General features: G+C 79.2%; 1 protein-coding gene. It reads right to left on the reverse strand.

Going from position 1 to position 506, the window contains the following annotated elements; translation table 11 throughout:
* A partial coding sequence (locus GB864_RS18075) for a hypothetical protein (protein WP_160427058.1) occupies positions 1-272 on the reverse strand: 272 nt, incomplete at its 3' end.
* Positions 273-506: the final 234 nt, after the last annotated feature.

Consider the following 506-nt stretch of genomic DNA (forward strand, 5'->3'; position numbering starts at 1 on the left):
AGGGCGACGCCGAGCCCGGCGAGCGGGAGCGCGAGCGGCCCGTCGGCGGCGGCCGCGAGCAACCGGCGCTGCGCGGCGGCGAAGTCGCCGGACCACGTGAGCACGAGCACCTCGAGCACCCCGACCTCGGCGCGGGCGAGCGGGCTGCGCAGGTCGGGGTCGGCGGCGCTCCGAGGATCCTGGAGGCGGCGCAGCGCGCCGTCGAGATCGCCCTCGACCGCTCGGGCCATCGCGGCCTCGAGATCGCCGAGCCGTCGCGCGGCGGCATCCACGGCCTCCGACCCTTCGTCCGTCGCGGCGGACACGGCCGGCGGCCCGTCCGCGCACGGGACGGCGACCCCGAACAGGCCGCACCAGCGCTCGAGCGCCGCGAGCGACTCCGTGGGCCCGCCGAGCGAGCGCGCCTGGTCGAGCCGCCGGCGGGCGGGGAACGGAAGAGCACACGTCCGAACACCAGGCACTTAGGCACCCGGGAGGGCGGCTCGCGCCTGGGGGAGGGGGGGGGG

The sequence above is a fragment of the Agromyces seonyuensis genome, from assembly GCF_009789225.1.
In the GTDB taxonomy this organism is placed as follows: Bacteria; Actinomycetota; Actinomycetes; order Actinomycetales; family Microbacteriaceae; genus Agromyces; species Agromyces seonyuensis.